The organism is Devosia sp. Soil_C_22 (assembly GCF_057657195.1).
In genome coordinates, this window is sequence record NZ_JBDGIY010000001.1 from 1,965,634 (window position 1) to 1,986,324 (window position 20,691).

Below are 20,691 nucleotides of genomic sequence, written 5' to 3' on the forward strand. Positions count from 1 at the left end.
CTGCCTTTCGTCGTGTTGCCGGCCAGCGGTTCAGAGACCGAGGGCGGATTTGACCAGCGGCACGAGGCCTTCGCCGATCTTGCGGGTATTGGCGGCATCGAGGTGGACGCCGTCGATCGGGGTCGCCACGGCCACGCTTGCCGCGTTGAAATACGCAGCGCCAACTTCCTTGGCGACGCGGCTGTAATAGTGATCGAAGAGCTTGGCCTCATCGGCGCGAGGCGCGAACATCGGGTGCAGGTCGACATGCTCGGTCGCAACGGTCAGCGGCGGGGCGACGATCAGCACTTCGGGCACGCCGCCATGCTTGCCATAGGGGTGCGTGCGCACGATCTCGACCAGCCGTTTGACGCCCATGGCGGCACCGAAGGCAGTGCCGTTGAGGTAGATCTTCAGGTCGTTGGTGCCCAGGAAGATGATCACCAGGTCCAGTGGTTTGTGGGTATCGAGCAGTGTGGGCAGGATGCGTGCGCCGTTTCGGTCGGCGGCCGACGAGAAATCGTCGAACGCCGTGGTGCGCCCGCCCAGACCCTCGGGGATGACGCGAGCGGTGCCACCGAGCCCTTTTTCGAGCACGCTCGGCCACCGATCTTCGAAGGCGTGCCGGCCCTGCGATGCCGCGTCCGCGCCGAAAGTGAGGCTATCGCCGAAGGCGAGGATGGTCTTCATCATCAAATCCCTGCCCTTTAGGCGAGCATCATCACCGGGGTTTCGATCAAGCCCTTGAAGGCGGCCAGCAGCTCGGCGCCGAGCGCGCCGTCGACGGCGCGGTGGTCGCAGCTCAGGGTCACGGTCATGAAGTTGGCCGTCTTGATCTGGCCCTTCTCGACATAGACCCGCTCTTCGCCGGCACCGACCGCAAGGATAGTGCCGTGCGGCGGGTTGATGACGGCCTGGAAGTTCTTGATGCCGTACATGCCCAGGTTACTGACCGACGAGGTGCCGCCCTGGTACTCGTGCGGGGCGAGCTTCTTGCCGCGGGCGCGAGTGGCGAGGTCCTTCACTTCCTCGGAGATCTGGCGCAGCGACTTGGTATCGCAGGCCTTCACCACCGGGGTGAAGAGACCACCGGGCACTGCCACGGCGACGGCGACATCGGCGTGCTTGTGGTAGAGGATCGAGTCACCGGCCCAGGTGGCGTTGGCGGCCGGCACCTTCATCAGCGCCGCGGCCCAGGCCTTCATGACGAAGTCGTTGACCGAGAGGCGGTACTCGGGCTTGCCGTCCTTCGATTTGGGCGACGCGGCGTTGATCTGCTCGCGTGCCTCTAGCAGCGCGTCGATCTTGCAGTCGAGCGACAGGTAGAAGTGCGGGACGGTTTGCTTCGACTCGGTGAGGCGGGCCGCGACGACCTTGCGCATGCCGTCGTTGGGCACGAGCTCGTAGCTGCCTTCCGGATAGAGGGCGAGCACCTGAGCCTTGGTCATGCCGCCAGCGAGTGCGGCGCCGCCGCTAGCGGCGGCAGGTGCCGGAGCGGCCTTGAGCGGGGTCTTGCCGGACTTGGCGGCTTCGACGTCGGATTTGACGACGCGGCCATGCGGGCCGGTGCCCGAGACGGCGCTGAGCTCGATCCCTGCTTCCTTGGCGAGGCGCTTGGCCAATGGGGAGGCGAAGACGCGGGCACCGTTGGCGGCGGGGGCTGGAGCGGCCTTGGGCGCAGCCGGAACGGGAGCGGCGGCGGGTGCTGCCGGCGCGGGGGCCGGAACAGCTTCGGCCTTGGCGGGCTCGGGAGCCTTGGCGACGGGAGCTGGAGCGGCGGCCGGAGCCGGCTCCTTCACGTCGGCGGCGCTCTCCCCTTCCTGGAGGATCACGGCGATGACGGCGTTGACCTTCACGCCTTCCGTGCCCTCGGGCACGACGATCTTGCCGACCGTTCCTTCGTCGATCGACTCGACTTCCATCGTCGCCTTGTCGGTCTCGATCTCGGCGATCACGTCGCCGGAGGAGACCTTGTCGCCTTCCTTGACGTGCCACTTGGCGAGCTTGCCCTCCTCCATGGTGGGGGAGAGTGCGGGCATGGTGATGTTGATGCTCATGACCTCAGCTCCGGTAGGTGACCGCGTTGACCGCCGCGATGACTTCATCGACGCTCGGGAGCGCCAGCTTTTCGAGGTTCGCCGCGTAAGGCATCGGCACGTCCTTGCCGGTAACGCGGGTCGGCGGGGCGTCGAGATAGTCGAACGCCTCGGCGGTGACCACGGCGGCCAGCTCGGCGCCGATGCCGCCCTGCGGCCAGCCTTCCTCGACGGTGACAAGACGGCCGGTCTTCTTCACCGACTCGATGACGGTCTTGGTGTCCATCGGGCGCAGCGTGCGCAGGTCGATCAGCTCGACATCGACGCCGGCGGCGACCAGCTTTTCGGTGGCCTGGGTGGCGTAGCGCATGCCCATCGAGAAGGAGACGATGGTGACGTCCTTGCCTTCCTTGGCGATGCGCGCCTTGCCGATCGGCAGGACATAGTCATCGACCTTGGGCACGAGGCCGGTCGAGCCGTAGAGGATCTCGTTCTCGAGGAAGACCACCGGAGTGTTCGACCGGATGGCGGCCTTGAGCAGGCCCTTGGCGTCGGCGGCCGAGAACGGCGCGACGACGTAGAGACCGGGGACGTGGCTGTACCAGGCCGAATAGTCCTGGCTGTGCTGGGCCCCGACGCGGGCGGCGGCGCCGTTGGGGCCACGGAACACCATGGGCGCCGAGACCTGGCCACCGGACATGTAGAGCTGCTTGGCGGCGGAGTTGATGATCTGGTCGATCGCCTGCATGGCGAAATTCCAGGTCATGAACTCGACGATCGGGCGGAGGCCGGCGAAGGCGGCGCCGACGGCGAGGCCGGCAAAGCCGTGCTCGGTGATCGGGGTGTCGACGATGCGCTCGGGCCCGAATTCCTGCAGCAGGTTCTGGGTGACCTTATAGGCGCCCTGATATTCGGCCACTTCCTCGCCCATGACGAAGACGTTGGGGTCGCGGCGCAGCTCTTCGGCCATGGCCTCGTTGAGGGCCTGGCGCACGGTCATCTCGACCATCTCGACATCGGCCGGCAGGTCCGGATCGGAGGCGACCTCGAGGATTGCGACCGGCGCGACGCCGGCAGGAGCGGTCGGCTCGGACGAAGCTTTGGCCTCGGCGACAGCTTCGGCGGAGACGGTGGCCGGGGCGCGCTGCGCAGCCTGGCCGCTGAGGTCGCCGGCTTCCTCACCTTCGCCGAGCACCACGGCGATGGGGGCGTTCACCTTGACGCCTTCGGCGCCCTCTTCGACGAGGATCTTGTTGACGACGCCGGTGTCGACGCTCTCGACCTCCATGGTCGCCTTGTCGGTCTCGATTTCAGCGAGCACGTCGCCGGGCTTTACCTGGTCGCCTTCCTTGACGAGCCATTTGGAGAGTTTCCCCTCTTCCATGGTCGGCGAGAGTGCGGGCATGAGAATGGTAGGCATCTGGGTCTCCAGCGGGAGATCGAATGGGTCGGCGAGCGGCGATCAGGCGGGGGCGTAGATGTCGGTCCACAGCTCCGACGTGGCGGGCTCGGCATCGGCGGTAGCGAAGTCCGCAGCCTCGGTGACGATGGCGCGGATCTGCGTCTCGATTTCCTTGAGGCTCTCTTCGGTGCCGTAGCGCTGCTCGATGATGCGGGCCTTGACCTGCTCGATCGGATCGCGCTCGGCACGCATTGTCGAGACCTCGTCCTTGCTGCGGTACTTGGCCGGATCGGACATGGAGTGGCCACGATAGCGGTAGGTCAGCATCTCGAGGATGTAGGGGCCTTTGCCGGAACGGGCATGCTCGATGGCTCGCCTGGCGGCATCGTAGACGAGGCGGATATCCATGCCGTCGACCTGCTCGCCGGGAATGTCGAAGCCCTCGCCACGGCGGGAGAGGTTCGGCTGGCCCGAGGCGCGATCGACCGAGGTGCCCATGCCGTAGCGGTTGTTCTCGATGATATAGACGACCGGCAGGTTCCAGAGCTTGGCCATGTTGAAGCTCTCGTAGACCTGGCCCTGGTTGGCCGCGCCGTCGCCGAAATAGGCGAGCGAAACCGAGCCGTCCTTCTTGTACTTGGACGCGAAGGCGAGGCCGGTGCCGAGCGCGACCTGGGCGCCGACGATGCCGTTGCCGCCGTAGAAGCGGTGTTCGTTGGAGAACATGTGCATCGAGCCGCCTTTGCCGGCGGAGAGACCGCCCTGACGGCCGGTCAGCTCGGCCATGACGCCCTTGGGATCGAGGCCCATGACCAGCATGTGGCCGTGGTCGCGGTAGCCAGTAATCTGGGCGTCCTCGCCCTTCTTCGACGCCATCGTGACGCCGGTGACCACGGCTTCCTGGCCGATATAGAGGTGACAGAAGCCGCCGATGAGGCCCATGCCGTACATCTGGCCGGCCTTCTCTTCGAAGCGGCGGATGAGCAGCATGTCGCGGTAAGCGGAGAGTTCCTGATCCTTGGTGAGTTCGGGGATATTGGACTGGGCCGATTTGGCCGCCGCTTTACGCGCCATGGGCAAGAGCTCCGGAAGATGGATAAGCAGCATCATCGCGTGCGGCATCAAAGCCGCAGCGAAGAGACCTTAGCGCATGTTTACGACAGATGCGAATCCAGAGCCGACACGAAGAAACGGAGCTATCTATCCGTTCCAGCTTCGATTTCGCCGCTTAACTGATCTGTGGTTGATGCAACAGATGAACGTAAAACCGGTTTACCGGACGGATCGACCATGATGATGATGTCATCGGGCCGAGACATTGCCAGAAGCGCCCTAGCCCGCTCGGAAACGAGGTCCGGATCGAGCTTGGTGGTCTGGAACAGATCGATTCGATGGCGGTAGGAATCGATCTCGGCCTGTAGCGCCGCCGACCTGGCGCTGAGTTCGCTGATCTCGGTTTCGAGCGCGTCCTGGCTCTCGATGCCGAACTGCCCGGTGACGACGCTATAGCCCAGATAGCCCTGGAAAGCGATCAGCCCGAGGGCAAGGGCGACATGGCGCCAGAAGGCGGGGCGTTTGAGACGGGTGGGCATGGTGTCCGGTCGGCTGTAACGGCTCCAATCTAGTGTATGACCGCTTAACAGGCGGTTTCGGGAGCAGTGTCGCACGACCCCGATCACACGGGGATAAGAACAGCGAGGGCCGCGGCATCGCTGGATGCCGCGGCCCTCGCAAACTTCGACCAAACGATCAGCCCTTGAGGATCGACGTGCCGGCGTATTTCGCGGCGGAGCCGAGCATTTCCTCGATGCGGATCAGCTGGTTGTACTTGGCCAGCCGGTCGGAGCGCGACAGCGAGCCGGTCTTGATCTGCCCGCAATTGCAGGCGACCGCGAGGTCGGCAATGGTCGAGTCCTCGGTCTCGCCCGAGCGGTGCGACATCACCGAGGTGTAGGCGGCGCGGTGGGCGGTATCGACAGCGTCTAGGGTCTCGGAGAGCGAGCCGATCTGGTTGACCTTGACGAGGATCGAGTTGGCGACGCCCATCTTGATGCCGGACTTGAGCCGCTCGGTGTTGGTGACGAACAGGTCGTCGCCGACGAGCTGGACCTTCTTGCCGAGCAGGTCGGTCAGCGCCTTCCAGCCCTCCCAGTCGTCTTCGGCCATGCCGTCCTCGATCGAGATGATCGGGAATTTTCCCACCAGGCCGGCGAGGAACTTTGCGTTCTCTTCGGAAGAGAGCGACTTGCCTTCGCCTTCCATCTCGTACTTGCCGCCCTTGAAATACTCGGTCGAGGCGCAATCGAGGCCGAGATAGACGTCCTTGCCAGCGGTGTAGCCGGCCTTCTCGATCGACTTGACGATGTACTCGAGCGCCGCCTCGGCCGACTTGAGGTTCGGCGCAAAGCCACCTTCGTCACCGACATTGGTGTTGTGGCCGTCGGCCGCGAGGCCCTTCTTCAGGGTGTGGAAGATCTCCGCACCGATCTGCACAGCATGCGCGATGGATTCGGCGCCGACCGGCAGGATCATGAATTCCTGCATGTCGATCGGGTTATCGGCGTGGGCGCCGCCATTGATGATGTTCATCATCGGCACCGGCAGCACATGGGCGTTGGGGCCGCCGACATAGCGGAACAGCGGCAGCGAGCTCGACTCGGCGGCGGCCTTGGCGACGGCGAGCGACACGCCGAGGATGGCGTTGGCGCCGAGGCGGGCCTTGTTCGGGGTGCCGTCGAGTTCGATCAGGGTACGATCGACTTCGATCTGGTCGAGGGCGTCGAGGCCCTGGATCTCGGCGAAGATCTCGGTGTTGACGAAATCGACGGCCTTGGTGACGCCCTTGCCGAGGAAGGGCTTGCCGCCATCGCGCAGCTCGACGGCTTCGTGGGCGCCGGTCGAAGCGCCCGAGGGCACGGCGGCGCGGCCGAAGCTGCCATCATCGAGCACCACATCGACTTCGACCGTCGGATTGCCGCGGCTGTCGAAGATCTGTCGGCCGGTGACATCGATGATGGTAGACATGCGCGCTGCCCTCTTATGCAAACGATTGCTCGGGCCCTTGTTAGACAAGGGATGTGACACAGTGAAGGGGGTGGCCGAAAGATTCTGGGCGCCGACGCGGCGGGCTCAGGGCCGCGCCACCTTGCCGTTGTCGATGAGCCAGGCAACGGCCTCCTTCACCGCCTCGAGCGAGCTGAAGCGGGGAGTGAAGCCGAGGAGGCGGCGGGCTTTGTCCATCGAATGATTTGGACTGCGGGCGATGTGTTCCCAGGTGGCCTGGGCTTCCTTGGGGTCCTGGGTGGTCTTCCAGGTGTCGAAGGGCTGGTAGCTGAGGCGCGGCTCGTGGCCGAACCAGCGATACATGGCTTCGGCATAGCCACGCAGATTGATGGCCTGTGGCGAGACGGCGTTGAAGGCTTCGCCCACCGCGGTCGAGCGGTTGGCGATGATGGCCATGACGAGCGCGGCGAGATCGTCGGCATGGACGTGGTGGACAGTCTCGAGGCCGAAATTGGCGAGGCTCAGCTCCTCGCCGCGGGCGATTTTGGAGAACACTTCGGGGTTGAAGTGGCCGGCGGGGTTCAGCGGGTTCCAGCCGGGGCCGACGATGTGGCCCGGGCGGAACACGGTGGCGGGGAAGTTGTGGCGGCGGGCCTGATCGAGCAGGAAGGTCTCGATGGCGGCCTTCTGGGTGCCGTAGTCGCCGAAGGCGTTGAGCGGCTGGTCCTCGGTGGCGGGGACAGCGGTGTTGTGGCCGTAGACCCAGATGGTGCCACAGTGGATGAAGTGCTGGACGCGGCCGCGCAGAGCCTCGACGAGGTGCTTGGCGCTCTCGAGCGTGAAGCAGATCATGTCGATGACGATATCGGGCTCTAGCGCGGCGATGGCGGCGCCGAAGCTGCCATCGGTCTCGGCGGCGGCACGGTCGATGGTGACGGTGTCAACCTCGGCCCAGGCGGCATTGGGCGAGTATGGTTTTGCCGAACCGCGCGAGACGTTCAGCACCTGGTGGCCGGCCTCGACGAGGCGCGGCACGAGATAGGTTCCGACGTGACCGCTGCCACCGATGATGACGACCCTGGACATGCTTGCCTCCTGAGCTGACCGCCCTGCTCTGTACAGCAGCTGGCCCGACGAAGCGACAACCCGGACGTAGGAAAGCGCCCGACAGCCATCGGCTTCGGGGTCTGTTCGGTCTTGCCGCTTCCGAAGCTGCGGCATGGGCGGGACTTCGTCCCTATTATGCCGGTAGACCGGCCAAAGTAGTCGGTGGGACTGTCGCCCCGCCCATTGCGAAGGGACTTATGACGCACGGCACCGCGAAGCGATGCAGGAACCGCAGTCACCCCGGATGCAACGGCTTGCACCCGGCCCCCTACCCGCTCCGCGATGCCCCGTCGGCACCTCGCATCGAAGCGGTGCATGCAGTATAAGGCCGCCCCCGGAAGCGGGGATAAGTCGACATGGAGGGGATGATGGAGCTGCCGCCATTGGCCGCGCTGGGCGACCGGATCATGATCTGCGGGCCGTCGAATGCGGGAAAATCAACGCTGGCCGTGGCGCTGGGCAGGAAGCTCGGGGCCGAGGCGTTTCACCTCGATCTGTTCCGGCATCTGCCCGACACGGACTGGGTGCAGCGCTCGGACGAAGAGTTCGCCGCGCTGCACGATGCGGCGATCGCCACGGAACGCTGGGTGATGGATGGGAACTACTCCGCGCTGATGCCGCGGCGTTTCGCGCGGGCGACCGGGATCATCCTGCTGGGGGACGGGCGTTGGGCGAATTTCGCGCGCTATCTCAACCGGACGCTGTTCGAGAAGCGGTCGCGGCCGGGATCGCTGGCGGGCGACAAGGACAGCATCAAGTGGGAGATGGTGCGCTGGATCCTGCTGGTGCAGCCGAAGAATCGGGCGCGAGACCAGGGGCGGATGCGTGCTGCCGGGCTGCCACTGGTCGAGCTGGGCTCGATGCAGGAGCTGAAGCGGCTGTATGCGGCGTGGGGGCTGGAGAGGTAGGCTCGCTTGTGAGAGCGACGCCCCCTGCCCGTGAACACGGGAGTGTTCACTTCGGACGCAAATGCCCTCCTGGTCATCCCCGCGGAAGCGGGGATCTCCGTTTGCTGCCCATGCCAAACAGAGGTTCCCGCTTTCGCGGGAATGACTCCGCGCAAGATGGCGTATCCGAAGAGCAGTCCAAGCCGAGCACTCCCCCGCCACGCGGGGGAGGATCACCGAGGGGCCAATGGCTAGCGCTTCGGCGCCGGCTTGGTGATCAAGCCGAGGCGGACGGCGCTCTCGGCGGAGGCGAGGACCGCGTCGTGCGCGGTGATGTAGGGGCGACCGAGCAGCGCGACGCTCTTGGTCGTGTCGTAGTGCTTCTCGTTGCCGATGTCGTTGATGATCTGGCGCACCGGGCCGCCCATCATGGCGACGATCTTGATGATCCAGTCGGGCGCGCGCTTCTCGGTGATCGGCCAGTCCGGGTATTTTTCGCGCAGGATGCCGGCAACGGCGTGGAAGGGCAGGTACTCGGCGGTGGCCATGTAGCGCTCGCCGATCGAGGCCGGGTTCTCGAGCGCGGCGACGTGGAGCGCGGCGACATCGCGCACGTCGACCACGGCAAAGCCGTTGGAGGGCATGGCGGCGGTCTTACCGGCGAGCAGCCCGGTGGCAAGGCCGATGGAGATCGAGGCATCCTTGTCGACGGCCGGGCCGAGGATGGCGCCGGGATGGATGGTGGTGAGCTCCATGCCGTGCTCTTTGGCATAGGCCCAGGCATTGCGCTCGGCGGTGGTTTTGCCGATGCAGTAGGCCCAGGTGTATTTCAGGTTCTCGAACCGGGTCATGTACGTCTCGTCATAGACGCGCTTGCCCGTGGTGTGGCCGTGGCCATAGCCGACAGTAGCGACCGACGAGGTCATGATCACGCGCTTGACGCCCGCTGCGTTGGCGAAGCGCAGCACGCGCTCGGTGCCTTCGACGGCGGGGCGGATGACAAGGCTCTGGTCCCTGGGCTCATCGGCGCGGATGACGGTGGCCACGTGCATGACCGCGGCGACGCCCTGCATGGCCGCGGCCCAGCCCTTGTCGTCGAGCAGGTCGGCTTCGACGAGCTCGAGGCGAGATAGCGCTTCCTCGCCGGTCTGGGTCGCGACGCCGGCGCGAACCTCCGCGGTGCGGCTCAGGGAGCGGATGGTGCCGCGCACCGGATAGCCCGCCTGCAGCAACTGGATCACCACCCATTTCCCCACGAAGCCGGTCGCCCCGGTTACGAGGATCAAGCCCTTGTCGGTCATTCAAGCCCCCTACCCTACGCGCCCCAAATCTCGGGGCGTTATCTTCCCAACGCAAACGAAAAGGCGGCCCGGAACACCGGACCGCCTTTCAACTCAATCAGCTCAGGTCACGCGGGCTTACGCCGCGATGCCTTCGTCCTCGGTGTCGCGCACTTCGACCGGACCGGAATCCTGGCCCTTGGCATCGGGATCGCGATCGACCAGCTCGATCACCGCGAGAGCGGCGTTGTCGCCGTAGCGGAAACCGGCCTTCAGGATACGGATATAGCCGCCCTGACGGTCCTGGTAGCGCGGGCCGAGCACACCGAACAGCTTCTGCACCTGGGTCTCGTCGCGCATCTGGGCGATGGCCTGACGACGGGCATGAAGGTCGCCGCGCTTGCCGAGCGTGATCAGCTTTTCGACGATCGGCCGCAGTTCCTTGGCCTTGGGCAAGGTGGTGACGATCTGCTCATGCTTGATCAGCGAGGCAGACATGTTGGCGAACATGGCCTTGCGGTGGGCCGAGGTCCGGTTGAGCTTACGGTTGGTATTACCGTGGCGCATTTTGTTACTCCCATAGGCCCGGGCGTCTCACGACGGGCGGTTGGCGGCTACTCAGCCGGCTTTAATAGTGATCTTCGTAGCGCTTGGCCAGATCGTCGATGTTCTCAGGCGGCCAGTTCGGCACGTCCATGCCGAGATGGAGACCCATCTGGGCGAGAACTTCCTTGATCTCGTTGAGCGACTTGCGGCCGAAGTTCGGGGTGCGGAGCATCTCGGCTTCGGTCTTCTGGATGAGGTCGCCGATGTAGACGATGTTGTCGTTCTTCAGGCAGTTCGCCGAACGGACCGACAGCTCCAGCTCGTCGACCTTCTTGAGCAGCGCCGGGTTGAAGGCGAGTTCCGGGACGACGTCCTGGGCCTTCTCCTTGGTGGGCTCTTCGAAGTTGACGAACACCGACAGCTGGTCCTGCAGGATGCGCGCGGCATAGGCCACGGCGTCCTCAGGCGAAATGCCGCCATTGGTTTCGACGGTCAGGGTCAGCTTGTCCTTGTCGAGGCTCTCACCGGCGCGGGTCGCGTCGACCTTGTAGGAGACGCGGCGCACGGGGGAGAACAGCGCATCGACCGGGATATAGCCGATCGGGGCGTCGTCCGGACGGTTCTTGTCGGCCGGGACGTAGCCCTTGCCGGTGTTGACCGTGAACTCCATGTTGATCTCGGCGCCGTCGTCGAGGTGGCAGATCACCAGCTCGGGGTTCAGCACTTCGATATCGCCCGACACCTTGATGTCACCGGCGTAGACAGCGCCCGGACCCTGCTTGTTCAGGGTGAGGCGCTTGGGGCCATCGCCAGCCATCTTGACGGCGATTTCCTTGACGTTCAGCACGAGGTCGGTAATGTCCTCGCGCACGCCCGGCAGCGACGAGAATTCGTGCAGGATGCCGTCGATCTGGATGGCGGTCACAGCCGCCCCCTGGAGCGAGGACAGCAGCACACGGCGCAGCGCATTGCCGAGCGTCAGGCCATAGCCGCGCTCAAGCGGTTCAGCGACGACGGACGCGATACGCGCATTGCCGCCGTCCGAAACGATGTCCAGTTTGGTCGGCTTGATGAGTTCCTGCCAGTTCCGCTGGATGGTCACGGTGGTGTCCTTTCAAATGGGCGGTCCGCCTAACCGCCTGTCCAAAGCAATGTCCCTATCCCGGCGCGAGTGCGCGCGCCGGGAGATCTACCGTGACAGGGTCAGACGCGACGGCGCTTGCGCGGCCGGCAACCGTTGTGCGGGATCGAGGTGACATCGCGGATGCTGGTGACGTTGAAGCCAGCAGCCTGCAGCGCGCGGAGCGCCGATTCACGACCCGAACCGGGACCACGAACCTCGACCTCGAGGGTCTTCATGCCGTGTTCCTGGGCCTTGCGGGCCGCATCTTCCGCCGCAACCTGGGCGGCATACGGGGTCGACTTGCGCGACCCCTTGAAACCCATCACACCCGAGGACGACCACGAGATGGTGTTGCCCTGCACGTCGGTGATGGTGACCATGGTGTTGTTGAACGACGCATTCACATGCGCCACGCCATTGGTGATGTTCTTGCGTTCTTTGCGCTTTACGCGCGCGCCTTCAGGCTTTGCCAATTTGCTTCCTCAGTTCGATATCGACGCCGCCGTAGTTCCAGCGGCTACATCGGGATGACGGAGAGGTCCTCCGCGACCCCAGATTACTTCTTCTTGCCGGCGATCGGCTTGGCCGGACCCTTGCGGGTGCGGGCATTGGTATGGGTGCGCTGGCCGCGGACCGGCAGGCCCTTGCGGTGACGCAGGCCACGGTAGTTGCCCAGATCCATCAGCCGCTTGATATTCATGGCGACGTTACGACGGAGATCGCCTTCCACCACGTACTCGCGGTCGATGGCTTCGCGAATCTGGATGACCTCGGCGTCGGTCAGGTCGTTGACGCGGCGCTCGGTCGGGATACCCACCTTCTCGGTGATGTCCTTGGCGAACTTCGGGCCGATGCCGTGGATATACTGAAGCGCGATGACAACGCGCTTGTTGGTCGGGATGTTGACGCCAGCAATACGAGCCACGTCCGCTCTCCTTTAGTCGGCGGCAGAAGCCGCTCGATTGATAACGACAAGGGACCGGAGTCCGGACCCCCATTCAACTAGGGAACCGAATCCAGTCCATAAATCCATGAGACTGGCGCGGTTCATAAGGACAAGGCCCAGCAGAGTCAACTGCTCAGGGCCCTGCCCGGCAAATACGAGCTATGCGAGCGCCTCGCGGATCGCCGCAGTCACCTGCTCTACCGATTCCATGCCATCGACCGTCTTGAGCAGACCCTTGCCGCGGTAGAAGTCGACGAGCGGAGCGGTGTCGCGCTTGTAGATGTCGAGGCGATTGCGGATCACCTCCGGATTGTCGTCCGGGCGGTTGCTCTCCTTGGCGCGGTTGATGACGCGCGCCACGAGGATATCGGCATTGGCGGTCAATTCTACAACCGCATCGAGCTCCATGCCCTTCTCGGCCAGCATGCCGTCGAGGGCCTTGGCCTGCGGGATAGTGCGCGGAAAGCCGTCGAGCACGAAGCCGTTGGCACAGTCGGCCTGGTCGAGCCGCTCGGAGACGATGCCGTTGACGATGTCGTCGGAGACGAGATCGCCGCGGTCCATCACTTCCTTGGCGGCAAGACCCATCGGTGTCTTGGCCGCAATGGCCGAGCGCAGGATGTCGCCGGTCGAGAGCTGCGGAATACCGAAAGTCTCGACCAGGATCTTGGCCTGCGTCCCCTTGCCGGCGCCCGGCGGGCCCAGGAGGATCAACCTCATTTACGCTTTCCCCCAAGGCGCGAACGTTTCACCAGGCCCTCGTACTGCTGCGCGATCAGATGGCTCTGGATCTGCGTGACCGTATCGAGGGTCACCGTCACCATGATCAGCAGCGACGTGCCGCCGATGAACTGGCTCACCGACAACTGGCTGTGGATCAGCTCGGGAATGAGCGCCACCACCGTCAGATACAGCGCACCGATAACCGTGATGCGAGTCAGCACATAGTCGATGTACTGGGCGGTACGCTCACCCGGACGGATGCCCGGAATGAAGCCCCCGGAACGCTTCAGGTTGTCGGCCGTATCCTGCGGGTTGAACACGATCGAGGTATAGAAGAAGGCGAAGAAAATGATCAGGACGGCGAACAGGATCAGGTAGAGCGGCTGGCCGCGGCCGAGCAGCGCTGCCGTGACCTGCAGCCATTGCGGCGCATCGCCCTGGGCCGCGAACGACGCGATGGTCGCCGGCAGCAGCAGCAGCGAGGAGCCGAAGATCACCGGGATGACGCCCGAGGTGTTCAGCTTCAGAGGCAGATGCGAGGTATCGCCCTGGAACATCTTGTTGCCGACCTGGCGCTTCGGATACTGGATCAGCAGCCGGCGCTGGGCGCGCTCGAAGAACACGATGATGGCGATCACGACGATCGCCAGTACCGGCAGGCCGATGCCCCACAGCGGGTTGATGCTGCCCTGCCGGGTGAGCTCGAGCGTCTGCACCACGGTGGTGGGCAGGTTGGCCACGATGCCGGCGAAGATGATCAGCGAGATGCCGTTGCCGATGCCGCGCGAGGTGATCTGCTCACCCAGCCACATCAGGAACATGGTGCCGCCGACCAGCGTGATGACCGTCGACAGGCGGAAGAACCAACCCGGATCGAGCACGACGCCCTGGCTCGACTCGAGCCCGACGGCGATGCCATAGGCCTGCACCGCGCAGAACAGCACCGCGAGGTAGCGGGTATACTGATTCAGCTTGCGGCGGCCGGACTCACCTTCCTTGCGCAGCGCCTCGAGGCGCGGCGAAGCAGTGGTGATCACCTGCACCACGATCGAGGCCGTGATGTACGGAATGAGGTTCAGCGCAAAGATCGCCATGCGCTGCACGGCGCCGCCGGCGAACATGTCGAACATGCCCAGGATACCCTGGGACTGCTGCTCGAACGATGCCGCATAGGCATCGGGGTCGATGCCCGGCAGCGGGATATAGGTCCCGAGCCGATAAACAAGAAGCGCACCCAGTGTGAACCAGATGCGCTGCTGAAGGGCCTTCGCTTTCGCGAAGGTCCCGAAGTTGAGATTTCTGGCCAGCTGTTCGGCTGCGGACGCCATGATCGCTCCCTTAAGACTGGGGCTTGGCGCGCTTAGGCGTCAGCCTTCTGCTCTGCCTGAGGCATATCGACCTTGCCGCCGGCCGCTTCAATAGCAGCAAGCGCACCCTTGGTGGCGTAATCCACCTTGAAGGTCACCTTCTTGGCAGTGAAGCCCGCGCTACCGATCAGGCGGACGCCGTCACGCTTGCGACGGATGACGCCGGCGGCGATGAGCGCCTCGGTGTCGATCACGTTCTTGGCGTCGAGCTTGCCGCTGTCGATATAGGCCTGGACGCGGTCGATGCGCAGCTGGTTCCAGTCCTTGGAATTCAGCGCGTTGAAGCCACGCTTGGGCATACGCATGTGCAGCGGCATCTGGCCGCCTTCGAAGCCGTTGATGGCGACGCCGGAACGGGCCGTCTGGCCCTTGCCGCCGCGGCCGCCGGTCTTGCCGACGCCCGAGCCGATACCACGACCGACGCGCACGCGCTTCTTGTTGGCGCCCGGGTTGTCCCGGAGTTCGTTCAAACGAGTCATTGCTCTCGTTCCTTACTTGGCGTCGACGACGCGGACGAGGTGCGGGATCTTGTTGATCATGCCGCGGACCTCGGGCGTGTCCTTGAGGGTGGACTGCCGGCGGATCTTGTTGAGGCCGAGCCCGATCAGGGTCGCACGCTGGTCGCCGGGGCGACGCGACGGGCTGCCGATCTGCTCGATGGTGATGGTCTTGTCGGCCATTCTAGCTACTCCTCAGCCCGCAATCAGGCTTCAGTGGTCTCGCCACGACGAGCCTGTAGGTCCGAGACCTTCAGGCCGCGACGGGCGGCGACCGAACGGGGGCTGTCGACGCGCTTCAGCGCATCGAAGGTCGCCCGCACCATGTTGTACGGGTTGGCAGTGCCCTGCGACTTCGCCACGATGTCGTTGACCCCGAGGGTCTCGAACACCGCACGCATCGGACCGCCGGCGATGATGCCGGTGCCGGGAACAGCGGCGCGCAGGATGACGCGCCCTGCCCCGTGGTGGCCGATCACGTCGTGATGCAGCGTACGGGCATCGCGCAGCGGCACGCGGATCATCTGGCGCTTGGCCTGCTCAGTCGCTTTGCGGATGGCCTCGGGCACTTCACGCGCCTTGCCATGACCGAAGCCGACGCGGCCCTTCTGGTCACCGACCACAACCAGGGCAGCAAAGCCGAAGCGACGGCCACCCTTCACAACCTTGGCGACGCGGTTGATGTGAACCAGCCGGTCGACGAATTCGCTATCGCGCTCTTGAACGTCTCTCATCGAATTTTCCTTTGTCGCCGGATCAGAACTTCAGGCCGCCTTCGCGGGCCGCATCAGCCAGGGCCTTGACGCGGCCATGGAAGAGATACGAGCCACGGTCGAAAACGACCTCGCCGACATTGGCGGCAACACCGCGCTCGGCGATCAGCTTGCCGACGGTGGCCGCAGCCTCCGAAGTCGAGCCGTTCTTGAGCGAGGCCTTCACGTCCTTGTCGATGCTCGAAGCGGCAGCGAGCGTACGGCCCGAAGCATCGTCGATGATCTGTGCGTAGATATTCTTGTCGGTGCGGTGCACGCTGAGGCGAGGACGGCCTTTGGAATTGGCCTTGAGCGCCTTGCGAACGCGCGCCTTGCGGCGCTCAGCACCTTTGAGGCTGATGGGCATCTCGTGCGCTCCTTACTTCTTCTTGCCTTCTTTGCGGGCGACGAATTCGCCCACATAACGCACACCCTTGCCCTTGTAGGGCTCCGGCGGACGCCAACCGCGGATATCGGCTGCAACCTGGCCGACCTGCTGCTTGTCGACACCGGTGACCACGACTTCGGTCTGGGTCGGGGCAGCGATCGTGATTCCCTTGGGGGTCTCGAACACCACTTCGTGGCTGAAGCCGAGCGAGAGCTTGAGATCCTTGCCCTGCATGGCAGCGCGGTAACCGACGCCCTGGATCGCGAGCTTCTTCTCGAAGCCGGTGTTGACGCCGATCACCATGTTGTTGATCAGCGCGCGGGTCGTCCCCCAGGCAGCGCGGGCTTCCTTGCTGTCATCGGCGGGCTCGATGACGATACCATCATCGGTCTGCTTGGCGTTCACGACATCCATGAGCGTCAGCGACTGCTCGCCCTTCGGCCCCTTCGCGGTGACCGTGCGATCGTTGATCGTGACGGTGACGCCACTGACCGGTGCGATCGGCTTTTTGCCTGTACGGGACATTCTATCTTACTTCCTTCGGAGTAATCGTCACACCGACGGCTTCACGGCTTTCGCCTTAGAAGACGCGGCAGAGTACCTCACCACCCAGGTTCTGGGCCTTGGCTTCATGATCGGCCATCACGCCCTTGGGGGTCGACAGGATCGACACGCCAAGGCCATTCGCGACCGACGGGATATTCTTCACCGACGCATAGACACGGCGGCCAGGACGCGAGACGCGCTCGATCGTCCGGATCACCGGCTGGTTGTCGGAATACTTCAGCTCGATGTCGAACTGCGGCATGCCGTTATCAAGCGTGCTCTCCGAGAAACCACGGATGAAGCCTTCCGACTTCAGCACTTCGAGCACGCGGGCCCGCAGGGTCGAGGCCGGCGTCTGCACCACATCGCGACGACGCTGCTGCGCGTTGCGGATGCGGGTCAGCATATCGCCGATCGGATCAGAGATTGCCATTGTCTTCTCTCCTTACCAGCTCGACTTGACCATGCCCGGGATGAGCCCGAGGCTGCCCAGCTGACGCAGGGCGATACGGCTCATCTTGAGCTTGCGGTAATAGCCACGCGGACGGCCGGTAACTTCGCAGCGGTTGTGCACGCGGTTCTCGGCCGAGTTGCGCGGCAGAGCGGCGAGCTTGAGCTGCGCCTTGAAGCGCTCCTCGAGCGACAGGCTCTGGTCCATAACGGTCGCCTTCAGCTTGGCGCGCTTGGGAGCGAGCTGCTTGGAGAGGCGCTTGCGCTTGTTGTTCTTCTCGATGGAGCTGGTCTTTGCCATGTCCGTCCTCGTCTCTCTTCCGTTACTGCCGGAAGGGGAAATTGAAAGCCTTGAGCAGCGCGCGGGCTTCGTCGTCCGACTGCGCGGTGGTGCACACGATGATGTCCATACCCCAGGTCTGTTCGATCTGATCGAAGTTGATCTCGGGGAAAATGATGTGCTCCTTGATGCCCATGGCATAGTTGCCGCGGCCATCGAACGAGTTCGGGTTCAGCCCGCGGAAGTCGCGGACGCGCGGCAGGGCGATATTCACCAGTCGGTCGATGAACTCGTACATGCGAGCCTTGCGCAGGGTCACCTTCACGCCGAGCGGCATCTGCTCGCGAACCTTGAAGCCGGCGATCGACTTGCGTGCGTGGGTGATGACCGGCTTCTGGCCAGCAATCTTCTCAAGATCCGCCGCGGCAGCGCGCACCTTCTTGGTGTCGTTGACCGCCTCGCCGACGCCGATATTCAGCACGACCTTGTCGAGCTTGGGCGCCATCATGACGTTCTTGTAGCCGAACTCCTTGATGAGCTCGGGCTTGATGGTCTCGTCGTACTCGGTACGGAGACGCGGGACGTAAGCTGTCTCAGCCATCGATCGTGTCTCCGGTCGACTTGGCGACGCGCACCTTGGTGCCGTCTTCGTTGATCTTGAAGCCGACGCGCGTCGGCTTGCCATTGGCGTCGGCCACCGCGAGGTTGCTCAGGTGGATCGGCGCGGCCTTGGTAAAGATGCCGGCGTCCTGGCTCGCGGTCTGCTTGGTGTGGCGACGCACGAGGTTGATGCCGGTGACCACGGCACGGTCGTCAGTCGGGATGACCCGCTCGACGGTACCGGTCTTGCCCTTGTCCTTGCCCGCGAGAACGACGACCTTGTCGCCCTTCTTGATCTTCGAGGCCATCACAGCACCTCCGGCGCAAGCGAAATGATCTTCATGTGGTTCTTGCTACGCAGCTCGCGCGGCACCGGCCCGAAGATACGGGTACCGATTGGCTCGGCCTGGTTGTTGATCAGCACGGCGGCGTTGCGGTCGAAGCGGATGATCGTGCCGTCGTCGCGACGCACCGGGAACGCGGTCCGAACGACCACGGCCTTCATCACCTGGCCCTTCTTCACGCGACCACGCGGGATCGCATCCTTCACCGACACGACGATGATGTCGCCCACCGAGGCGTACTTGCGGTGCGAGCCGCCGAGCACCTTGATGCACATGACACGACGCGCGCCGGAATTATCGGCAACGTCGAGATTGGACTGCATCTGGATCATGGCTTGATGCCTTCTAAGTTCGGGGTCTGCCTACGCGGCGAGCCCTAAATTCCGGTTTACGCGGAGGGCTTTAGGACCCAACGCTTGTTCTTCGAAATCGGCGCCGACTCTTCGATCCAGACGACATCCCCGACCTTGGCCGCATTGGCCTCGTCATGGGCGTGATACTTCTTGGACCGGCGCACGGTCTTCTTCATCACCGGGTGGGTGAAGGCGCGGTCGACGCGCACCACCACGGTCTTCTCATTCGTGTCGGAGACCACGGTCCCCTGCAAAACGCGCTTGGGCATCTGTGTCTCCTACTTCGCTGCGGCTTTTTCGCCGAGCACGGTCTTGACCCGCGCGATCTCGCGGCGGACCTCACGTACGCGGGCCGGCTTCTCCAGCTGCTGGGTAGCGCGCTGGAACCGCAGGTTGAACTGCTCTTTCTTCAGCCCGAGGAGCTGATCCTTCAGCTCGTCGGGGGTCTTGGCGCGAAGGTCGACGGCACCGCCGCTCTTCACTTCCGTTTTCTTCTTGGCCATGGCTATCAATCCGCAATGCGGGTCACGACCCGCGTCATGATCGGAAGCTTCATGGCGCCCAGGCGCAGTGCTTCCTTGGCAACGTCCTCGGGGACGCCGTCGATTTCGAACAGGATGCGACCCGGCTTGACGCGGGCGGCCCAGAATTCGACCGAACCCTTGCCCTTACCCATGCGGACTTCGGTCGGCTTCTTGGAAACCGGCAGGTCGGGGAAGATGCGGATCCAGACACGGCCGGCGCGCTTCATCTCACGAGTGATGGCACGACGGGCCGCCTCGATCTGGCGGGCGGTGACACGCTCGGGCTCCTGCGACTTCAGGCCGTACTGGCCGAAAGCGAGGTCGGTGCCACCCTTGGCGTTGCCATGGATGCGGCCCTTGTGCGCCTTGCGGAACTTGGTGCGTTTTGGTTGCAGCATTTATCTATGCCTTCTTAGTTCGCGTTCTCGCGCTCGCGGTCGCGACGGTTCGGGCGATCGCCACGATCCTCACGATCGCCGCGCTCGCGACGCTGACCACCATCACCCGGACCGGCTTCCGTCGCACGGCGCTCATGCGCCGACGGATCGTGCTCGAGGACTTCACCCTTGAAGATCCACACCTTGATGCCGATGATGCCGTAGGTCGTACGGGCTTCGGCAGTGCCGTAGTCGATATCGGCACGCAGGGTGTGCAGCGGCACGCGACCTTCGCGATACCACTCGGTACGGGCGATGTCGGCACCGCCGAGACGGCCACCGACGTTGACGCGGATACCACCGGCGCCCATGCGGATCGCCGTCTGCACGGCGCGCTTCATGGCACGGCGGAAGGCCACGCGACGCTCGAGCTGCTGGGCGATGCCCTGCGCCACGAGGTTGGCGTCGGTTTCCGGCTTGCGCACTTCAACGATGTTGATGTGCACTTCGCTGTCGGTGAACTTCTTCACCTTGGCGCGGATCTTGTCGATGTCGGCGCCCTTCTTGCCGATCACGATGCCCGGACGGGCAGTGTGGATCGACACGCGGCACTTGCGGTGCGGGCGCTCGATGACGATCTTGGAGACCGCGGCCTGCTTGAGGTCCTCGAGCAGGGTCTCGCGGATCTTCAGGTCTTCCTGCAGCAGCGAACCGTACTCACCCTTGTTGGCGTACCAACGCGAGTCCCAGGTGCGGTTGATGCCGAGGCGCAGACCGATCGGGTTGATCTTCTGACCCATTATGCGGTCTCCTCAACTTGGCGAACCACAATGGTGAGGTTCGAGAACGTGTGCTCGAGGCGAGCGGCGTGACCGCGACCGCGGGCCATGAAGCGCTTCATGATCAGGCCGTTGCCGACATAAGCTTCCGCGACCACCAGGCTATCGGGATCGAGGCCATGGTTGTTCTCGGCGTTGGCGATGGCGCTCTCGAGCGTCTTCCTGACCGGGCCGGCGACGCGCTTGCGCGAGAACTCGAGCTCGGCCAGGGCCTTGTCGACCTTCTTGCCGCGGATCATCGCTGCCACGAGGTTGAGCTTCTGGCCCGAGGTACGAAGCATGCGGAGAACCGCCTTGGCCTCGTTGTCCTTGAGCGCGCGCTGAGTTTTCGGCTTGCTCATT

General features: G+C 64.3%; 30 protein-coding genes. 1 reads left to right on the top strand and 29 read right to left on the bottom strand.

Annotation, left to right across the window (positions count from 1 at the left end; all coding sequences use genetic code 11):
- Positions 1–30 precede the first annotated feature (30 nt).
- From AC3A6I_RS09385 to AC3A6I_RS09415, 7 genes are all read right to left on the bottom strand, one after another.
- Positions 31–669 (bottom strand): SGNH/GDSL hydrolase family protein, encoded by a 639-nt coding sequence (locus AC3A6I_RS09385; RefSeq protein ID WP_487543421.1) that lies wholly within the window; start codon positions 667–669, stop codon positions 31–33.
- Positions 670–686: 17 nt separating this feature from the next.
- Positions 687–2,036: a pyruvate dehydrogenase complex dihydrolipoamide acetyltransferase gene (locus AC3A6I_RS09390; RefSeq protein WP_487543422.1), complete on the bottom strand. Its 1,350-nt coding sequence runs from the start codon at positions 2,034–2,036 to the stop codon at positions 687–689.
- A 4-nt stretch (positions 2,037–2,040) separates the two neighbouring features.
- The gene (locus AC3A6I_RS09395; RefSeq protein WP_487543423.1) at positions 2,041–3,435 is read right to left on the bottom strand and encodes a pyruvate dehydrogenase complex E1 component subunit beta; all 1,395 of its coding nucleotides are present in this window, start codon (positions 3,433–3,435) and stop codon (positions 2,041–2,043) included.
- A gap of 42 nt (positions 3,436–3,477) precedes the next feature.
- Positions 3,478–4,491, bottom strand: coding sequence for a pyruvate dehydrogenase (acetyl-transferring) E1 component subunit alpha (pdhA, locus tag AC3A6I_RS09400; protein ID WP_487543424.1), 1,014 nt, complete (start codon positions 4,489–4,491; stop codon positions 3,478–3,480).
- Positions 4,492–4,613: 122 nt separating this feature from the next.
- On the bottom strand, positions 4,614–5,009 hold the full coding sequence (locus tag AC3A6I_RS09405; RefSeq protein ID WP_487543425.1) for an FtsB family cell division protein: 396 nt from the start codon (positions 5,007–5,009) through the stop codon (positions 4,614–4,616).
- A gap of 157 nt (positions 5,010–5,166) precedes the next feature.
- Positions 5,167–6,441: a phosphopyruvate hydratase gene (gene eno / locus AC3A6I_RS09410; RefSeq protein WP_487543426.1), complete on the bottom strand. Its 1,275-nt coding sequence runs from the start codon at positions 6,439–6,441 to the stop codon at positions 5,167–5,169.
- Positions 6,442–6,546: 105 nt separating this feature from the next.
- A complete protein-coding gene (locus tag AC3A6I_RS09415; RefSeq protein WP_487543427.1) occupies positions 6,547–7,506 on the bottom strand; it encodes an NAD-dependent epimerase/dehydratase family protein in 960 nt (319 codons plus the stop codon).
- Positions 7,507–7,895: 389 nt separating this feature from the next.
- Here AC3A6I_RS09415 and AC3A6I_RS09420 point away from each other — a divergent pair, with 389 nt between their 5' ends.
- A complete protein-coding gene (locus tag AC3A6I_RS09420; RefSeq protein WP_487543428.1) occupies positions 7,896–8,435 on the top strand; it encodes a P-loop NTPase family protein in 540 nt (179 codons plus the stop codon).
- A gap of 230 nt (positions 8,436–8,665) precedes the next feature.
- On the opposite strand, the gene AC3A6I_RS09425 is transcribed toward AC3A6I_RS09420, so the two are convergent.
- The 22 genes from AC3A6I_RS09425 to rplV all read right to left on the bottom strand — a co-directional run bounded on the left by AC3A6I_RS09425 (position 8,666) and on the right by rplV (position 20,690).
- On the bottom strand, positions 8,666–9,715 hold the full coding sequence (locus tag AC3A6I_RS09425; protein WP_487543429.1) for an NAD-dependent epimerase/dehydratase family protein: 1,050 nt from the start codon (positions 9,713–9,715) through the stop codon (positions 8,666–8,668).
- Between the two features lie 117 nt (positions 9,716–9,832).
- Positions 9,833–10,261 (bottom strand): 50S ribosomal protein L17, encoded by a 429-nt coding sequence (rplQ, locus tag AC3A6I_RS09430; protein WP_487543430.1) that lies wholly within the window; start codon positions 10,259–10,261, stop codon positions 9,833–9,835.
- Positions 10,262–10,322: 61 nt separating this feature from the next.
- The gene (locus AC3A6I_RS09435; RefSeq protein ID WP_487543431.1) at positions 10,323–11,342 is read right to left on the bottom strand and encodes a DNA-directed RNA polymerase subunit alpha; all 1,020 of its coding nucleotides are present in this window, start codon (positions 11,340–11,342) and stop codon (positions 10,323–10,325) included.
- 101 nt (positions 11,343–11,443) lie between these two features.
- Positions 11,444–11,836 carry a 30S ribosomal protein S11 gene (gene rpsK / locus AC3A6I_RS09440; RefSeq protein WP_487543432.1) on the bottom strand — a complete coding sequence of 131 codons (393 nt, stop codon included), beginning with the start codon at positions 11,834–11,836 and terminating at the stop codon, positions 11,444–11,446.
- 83 nt (positions 11,837–11,919) lie between these two features.
- The gene (gene rpsM, locus AC3A6I_RS09445; RefSeq protein ID WP_487543433.1) at positions 11,920–12,288 is read right to left on the bottom strand and encodes a 30S ribosomal protein S13; all 369 of its coding nucleotides are present in this window, start codon (positions 12,286–12,288) and stop codon (positions 11,920–11,922) included.
- A 180-nt stretch (positions 12,289–12,468) separates the two neighbouring features.
- Positions 12,469–13,029 carry an adenylate kinase gene (locus AC3A6I_RS09450; RefSeq protein ID WP_487543434.1) on the bottom strand — a complete coding sequence of 187 codons (561 nt, stop codon included), beginning with the start codon at positions 13,027–13,029 and terminating at the stop codon, positions 12,469–12,471.
- The gene (gene secY, locus AC3A6I_RS09455; protein WP_487543435.1) at positions 13,026–14,360 is read right to left on the bottom strand and encodes a preprotein translocase subunit SecY; all 1,335 of its coding nucleotides are present in this window, start codon (positions 14,358–14,360) and stop codon (positions 13,026–13,028) included. The genes AC3A6I_RS09450 and secY overlap by 4 nt, the downstream gene beginning before the upstream one ends.
- Positions 14,361–14,392: 32 nt before the next feature.
- On the bottom strand, positions 14,393–14,878 hold the full coding sequence (gene rplO / locus AC3A6I_RS09460) for a 50S ribosomal protein L15 (RefSeq protein ID WP_487543436.1): 486 nt from the start codon (positions 14,876–14,878) through the stop codon (positions 14,393–14,395).
- Positions 14,879–14,890: 12 nt separating this feature from the next.
- A complete protein-coding gene (gene rpmD, locus AC3A6I_RS09465; protein WP_487543437.1) occupies positions 14,891–15,079 on the bottom strand; it encodes a 50S ribosomal protein L30 in 189 nt (62 codons plus the stop codon).
- Between the two features lie 23 nt (positions 15,080–15,102).
- Complete coding sequence (gene rpsE, locus AC3A6I_RS09470; protein ID WP_487543438.1) at positions 15,103–15,630, bottom strand: 30S ribosomal protein S5; 528 nt, start codon at positions 15,628–15,630, stop codon at positions 15,103–15,105.
- A 22-nt stretch (positions 15,631–15,652) separates the two neighbouring features.
- Entirely contained in the window at positions 15,653–16,015 is a 363-nt protein-coding gene (gene rplR / locus AC3A6I_RS09475) for a 50S ribosomal protein L18 (RefSeq protein WP_487543439.1), read from the bottom strand.
- Between the two features lie 12 nt (positions 16,016–16,027).
- Complete coding sequence (gene rplF, locus AC3A6I_RS09480) at positions 16,028–16,561, bottom strand: 50S ribosomal protein L6 (protein ID WP_487543440.1); 534 nt, start codon at positions 16,559–16,561, stop codon at positions 16,028–16,030.
- A 55-nt stretch (positions 16,562–16,616) separates the two neighbouring features.
- Positions 16,617–17,015: a 30S ribosomal protein S8 gene (gene rpsH, locus AC3A6I_RS09485; protein ID WP_487543441.1), complete on the bottom strand. Its 399-nt coding sequence runs from the start codon at positions 17,013–17,015 to the stop codon at positions 16,617–16,619.
- Positions 17,016–17,027: 12 nt separating this feature from the next.
- Positions 17,028–17,333, bottom strand: a complete 306-nt coding sequence (gene rpsN / locus AC3A6I_RS09490) for a 30S ribosomal protein S14 (protein WP_487543442.1) — start codon at positions 17,331–17,333, stop codon at positions 17,028–17,030.
- A 22-nt stretch (positions 17,334–17,355) separates the two neighbouring features.
- On the bottom strand, positions 17,356–17,913 hold the full coding sequence (rplE, locus tag AC3A6I_RS09495; RefSeq protein ID WP_487543443.1) for a 50S ribosomal protein L5: 558 nt from the start codon (positions 17,911–17,913) through the stop codon (positions 17,356–17,358).
- Positions 17,906–18,220, bottom strand: a complete 315-nt coding sequence (gene rplX / locus AC3A6I_RS09500) for a 50S ribosomal protein L24 (protein ID WP_487543444.1) — start codon at positions 18,218–18,220, stop codon at positions 17,906–17,908. Before rplX ends, rplE begins: the two co-directional genes overlap by 8 nt.
- Entirely contained in the window at positions 18,220–18,588 is a 369-nt protein-coding gene (gene rplN / locus AC3A6I_RS09505) for a 50S ribosomal protein L14 (RefSeq protein WP_487543445.1), read from the bottom strand. Before rplN ends, rplX begins: the two co-directional genes overlap by 1 nt.
- Positions 18,589–18,644: 56 nt before the next feature.
- Positions 18,645–18,878 (bottom strand): 30S ribosomal protein S17, encoded by a 234-nt coding sequence (rpsQ, locus tag AC3A6I_RS09510; RefSeq protein ID WP_423067702.1) that lies wholly within the window; start codon positions 18,876–18,878, stop codon positions 18,645–18,647.
- Between the two features lie 9 nt (positions 18,879–18,887).
- Positions 18,888–19,112 (bottom strand): 50S ribosomal protein L29, encoded by a 225-nt coding sequence (gene rpmC / locus AC3A6I_RS09515; protein ID WP_487543446.1) that lies wholly within the window; start codon positions 19,110–19,112, stop codon positions 18,888–18,890.
- Positions 19,113–19,117: 5 nt separating this feature from the next.
- Positions 19,118–19,531 carry a 50S ribosomal protein L16 gene (gene rplP, locus AC3A6I_RS09520; protein WP_487543447.1) on the bottom strand — a complete coding sequence of 138 codons (414 nt, stop codon included), beginning with the start codon at positions 19,529–19,531 and terminating at the stop codon, positions 19,118–19,120.
- Between the two features lie 14 nt (positions 19,532–19,545).
- Positions 19,546–20,310 carry a 30S ribosomal protein S3 gene (gene rpsC, locus AC3A6I_RS09525; RefSeq protein ID WP_487543448.1) on the bottom strand — a complete coding sequence of 255 codons (765 nt, stop codon included), beginning with the start codon at positions 20,308–20,310 and terminating at the stop codon, positions 19,546–19,548.
- Entirely contained in the window at positions 20,310–20,690 is a 381-nt protein-coding gene (gene rplV, locus AC3A6I_RS09530) for a 50S ribosomal protein L22 (protein WP_487543449.1), read from the bottom strand. The genes rpsC and rplV overlap by 1 nt, the downstream gene beginning before the upstream one ends.
- Between the last annotated feature and the right edge of the window lies 1 nt (position 20,691).

Coding starts and splice junctions, on each gene's coding strand:
- AC3A6I_RS09385 (WP_487543421.1), bottom strand. CDS start 669: ATGAAGACCATCCTCGCCTTCGGCGATAGCCTCACTTTCGGCGCGGAC.
- AC3A6I_RS09390 (WP_487543422.1), bottom strand. CDS start 2,036: ATGAGCATCAACATCACCATGCCCGCACTCTCCCCCACCATGGAGGAG.
- AC3A6I_RS09395 (WP_487543423.1), bottom strand. CDS start 3,435: ATGCCTACCATTCTCATGCCCGCACTCTCGCCGACCATGGAAGAGGGG.
- pdhA (WP_487543424.1), bottom strand. CDS start 4,491: ATGGCGCGTAAAGCGGCGGCCAAATCGGCCCAGTCCAATATCCCCGAA.
- AC3A6I_RS09405 (WP_487543425.1), bottom strand. CDS start 5,009: ATGCCCACCCGTCTCAAACGCCCCGCCTTCTGGCGCCATGTCGCCCTT.
- eno (WP_487543426.1), bottom strand. CDS start 6,441: ATGTCTACCATCATCGATGTCACCGGCCGACAGATCTTCGACAGCCGC.
- AC3A6I_RS09415 (WP_487543427.1), bottom strand. CDS start 7,506: ATGTCCAGGGTCGTCATCATCGGTGGCAGCGGTCACGTCGGAACCTAT.
- AC3A6I_RS09420 (WP_487543428.1), top strand. CDS start 7,896: ATGGAGCTGCCGCCATTGGCCGCGCTGGGCGACCGGATCATGATCTGC.
- AC3A6I_RS09425 (WP_487543429.1), bottom strand. CDS start 9,715: ATGACCGACAAGGGCTTGATCCTCGTAACCGGGGCGACCGGCTTCGTG.
- rplQ (WP_487543430.1), bottom strand. CDS start 10,261: ATGCGCCACGGTAATACCAACCGTAAGCTCAACCGGACCTCGGCCCAC.
- AC3A6I_RS09450 (WP_487543434.1), bottom strand. CDS start 13,029: ATGAGGTTGATCCTCCTGGGCCCGCCGGGCGCCGGCAAGGGGACGCAG.
- secY (WP_487543435.1), bottom strand. CDS start 14,360: ATGGCGTCCGCAGCCGAACAGCTGGCCAGAAATCTCAACTTCGGGACC.
- rplO (WP_487543436.1), bottom strand. CDS start 14,878: ATGACTCGTTTGAACGAACTCCGGGACAACCCGGGCGCCAACAAGAAG.
- rpmD (WP_487543437.1), bottom strand. CDS start 15,079: ATGGCCGACAAGACCATCACCATCGAGCAGATCGGCAGCCCGTCGCGT.
- rpsE (WP_487543438.1), bottom strand. CDS start 15,630: ATGAGAGACGTTCAAGAGCGCGATAGCGAATTCGTCGACCGGCTGGTT.
- rplR (WP_487543439.1), bottom strand. CDS start 16,015: ATGCCCATCAGCCTCAAAGGTGCTGAGCGCCGCAAGGCGCGCGTTCGC.
- rplF (WP_487543440.1), bottom strand. CDS start 16,561: ATGTCCCGTACAGGCAAAAAGCCGATCGCACCGGTCAGTGGCGTCACC.
- rpsH (WP_487543441.1), bottom strand. CDS start 17,015: ATGGCAATCTCTGATCCGATCGGCGATATGCTGACCCGCATCCGCAAC.
- rpsN (WP_487543442.1), bottom strand. CDS start 17,333: ATGGCAAAGACCAGCTCCATCGAGAAGAACAACAAGCGCAAGCGCCTC.
- rplE (WP_487543443.1), bottom strand. CDS start 17,913: ATGGCTGAGACAGCTTACGTCCCGCGTCTCCGTACCGAGTACGACGAG.
- rplX (WP_487543444.1), bottom strand. CDS start 18,220: ATGGCCTCGAAGATCAAGAAGGGCGACAAGGTCGTCGTTCTCGCGGGC.
- rplN (WP_487543445.1), bottom strand. CDS start 18,588: ATGATCCAGATGCAGTCCAATCTCGACGTTGCCGATAATTCCGGCGCG.
- rpsQ (WP_423067702.1), bottom strand. CDS start 18,878: ATGCCCAAGCGCGTTTTGCAGGGGACCGTGGTCTCCGACACGAATGAG.
- rpmC (WP_487543446.1), bottom strand. CDS start 19,112: ATGGCCAAGAAGAAAACGGAAGTGAAGAGCGGCGGTGCCGTCGACCTT.
- rplP (WP_487543447.1), bottom strand. CDS start 19,531: ATGCTGCAACCAAAACGCACCAAGTTCCGCAAGGCGCACAAGGGCCGC.
- rpsC (WP_487543448.1), bottom strand. CDS start 20,310: ATGGGTCAGAAGATCAACCCGATCGGTCTGCGCCTCGGCATCAACCGC.
- rplV (WP_487543449.1), bottom strand. CDS start 20,690: ATGAGCAAGCCGAAAACTCAGCGCGCGCTCAAGGACAACGAGGCCAAG.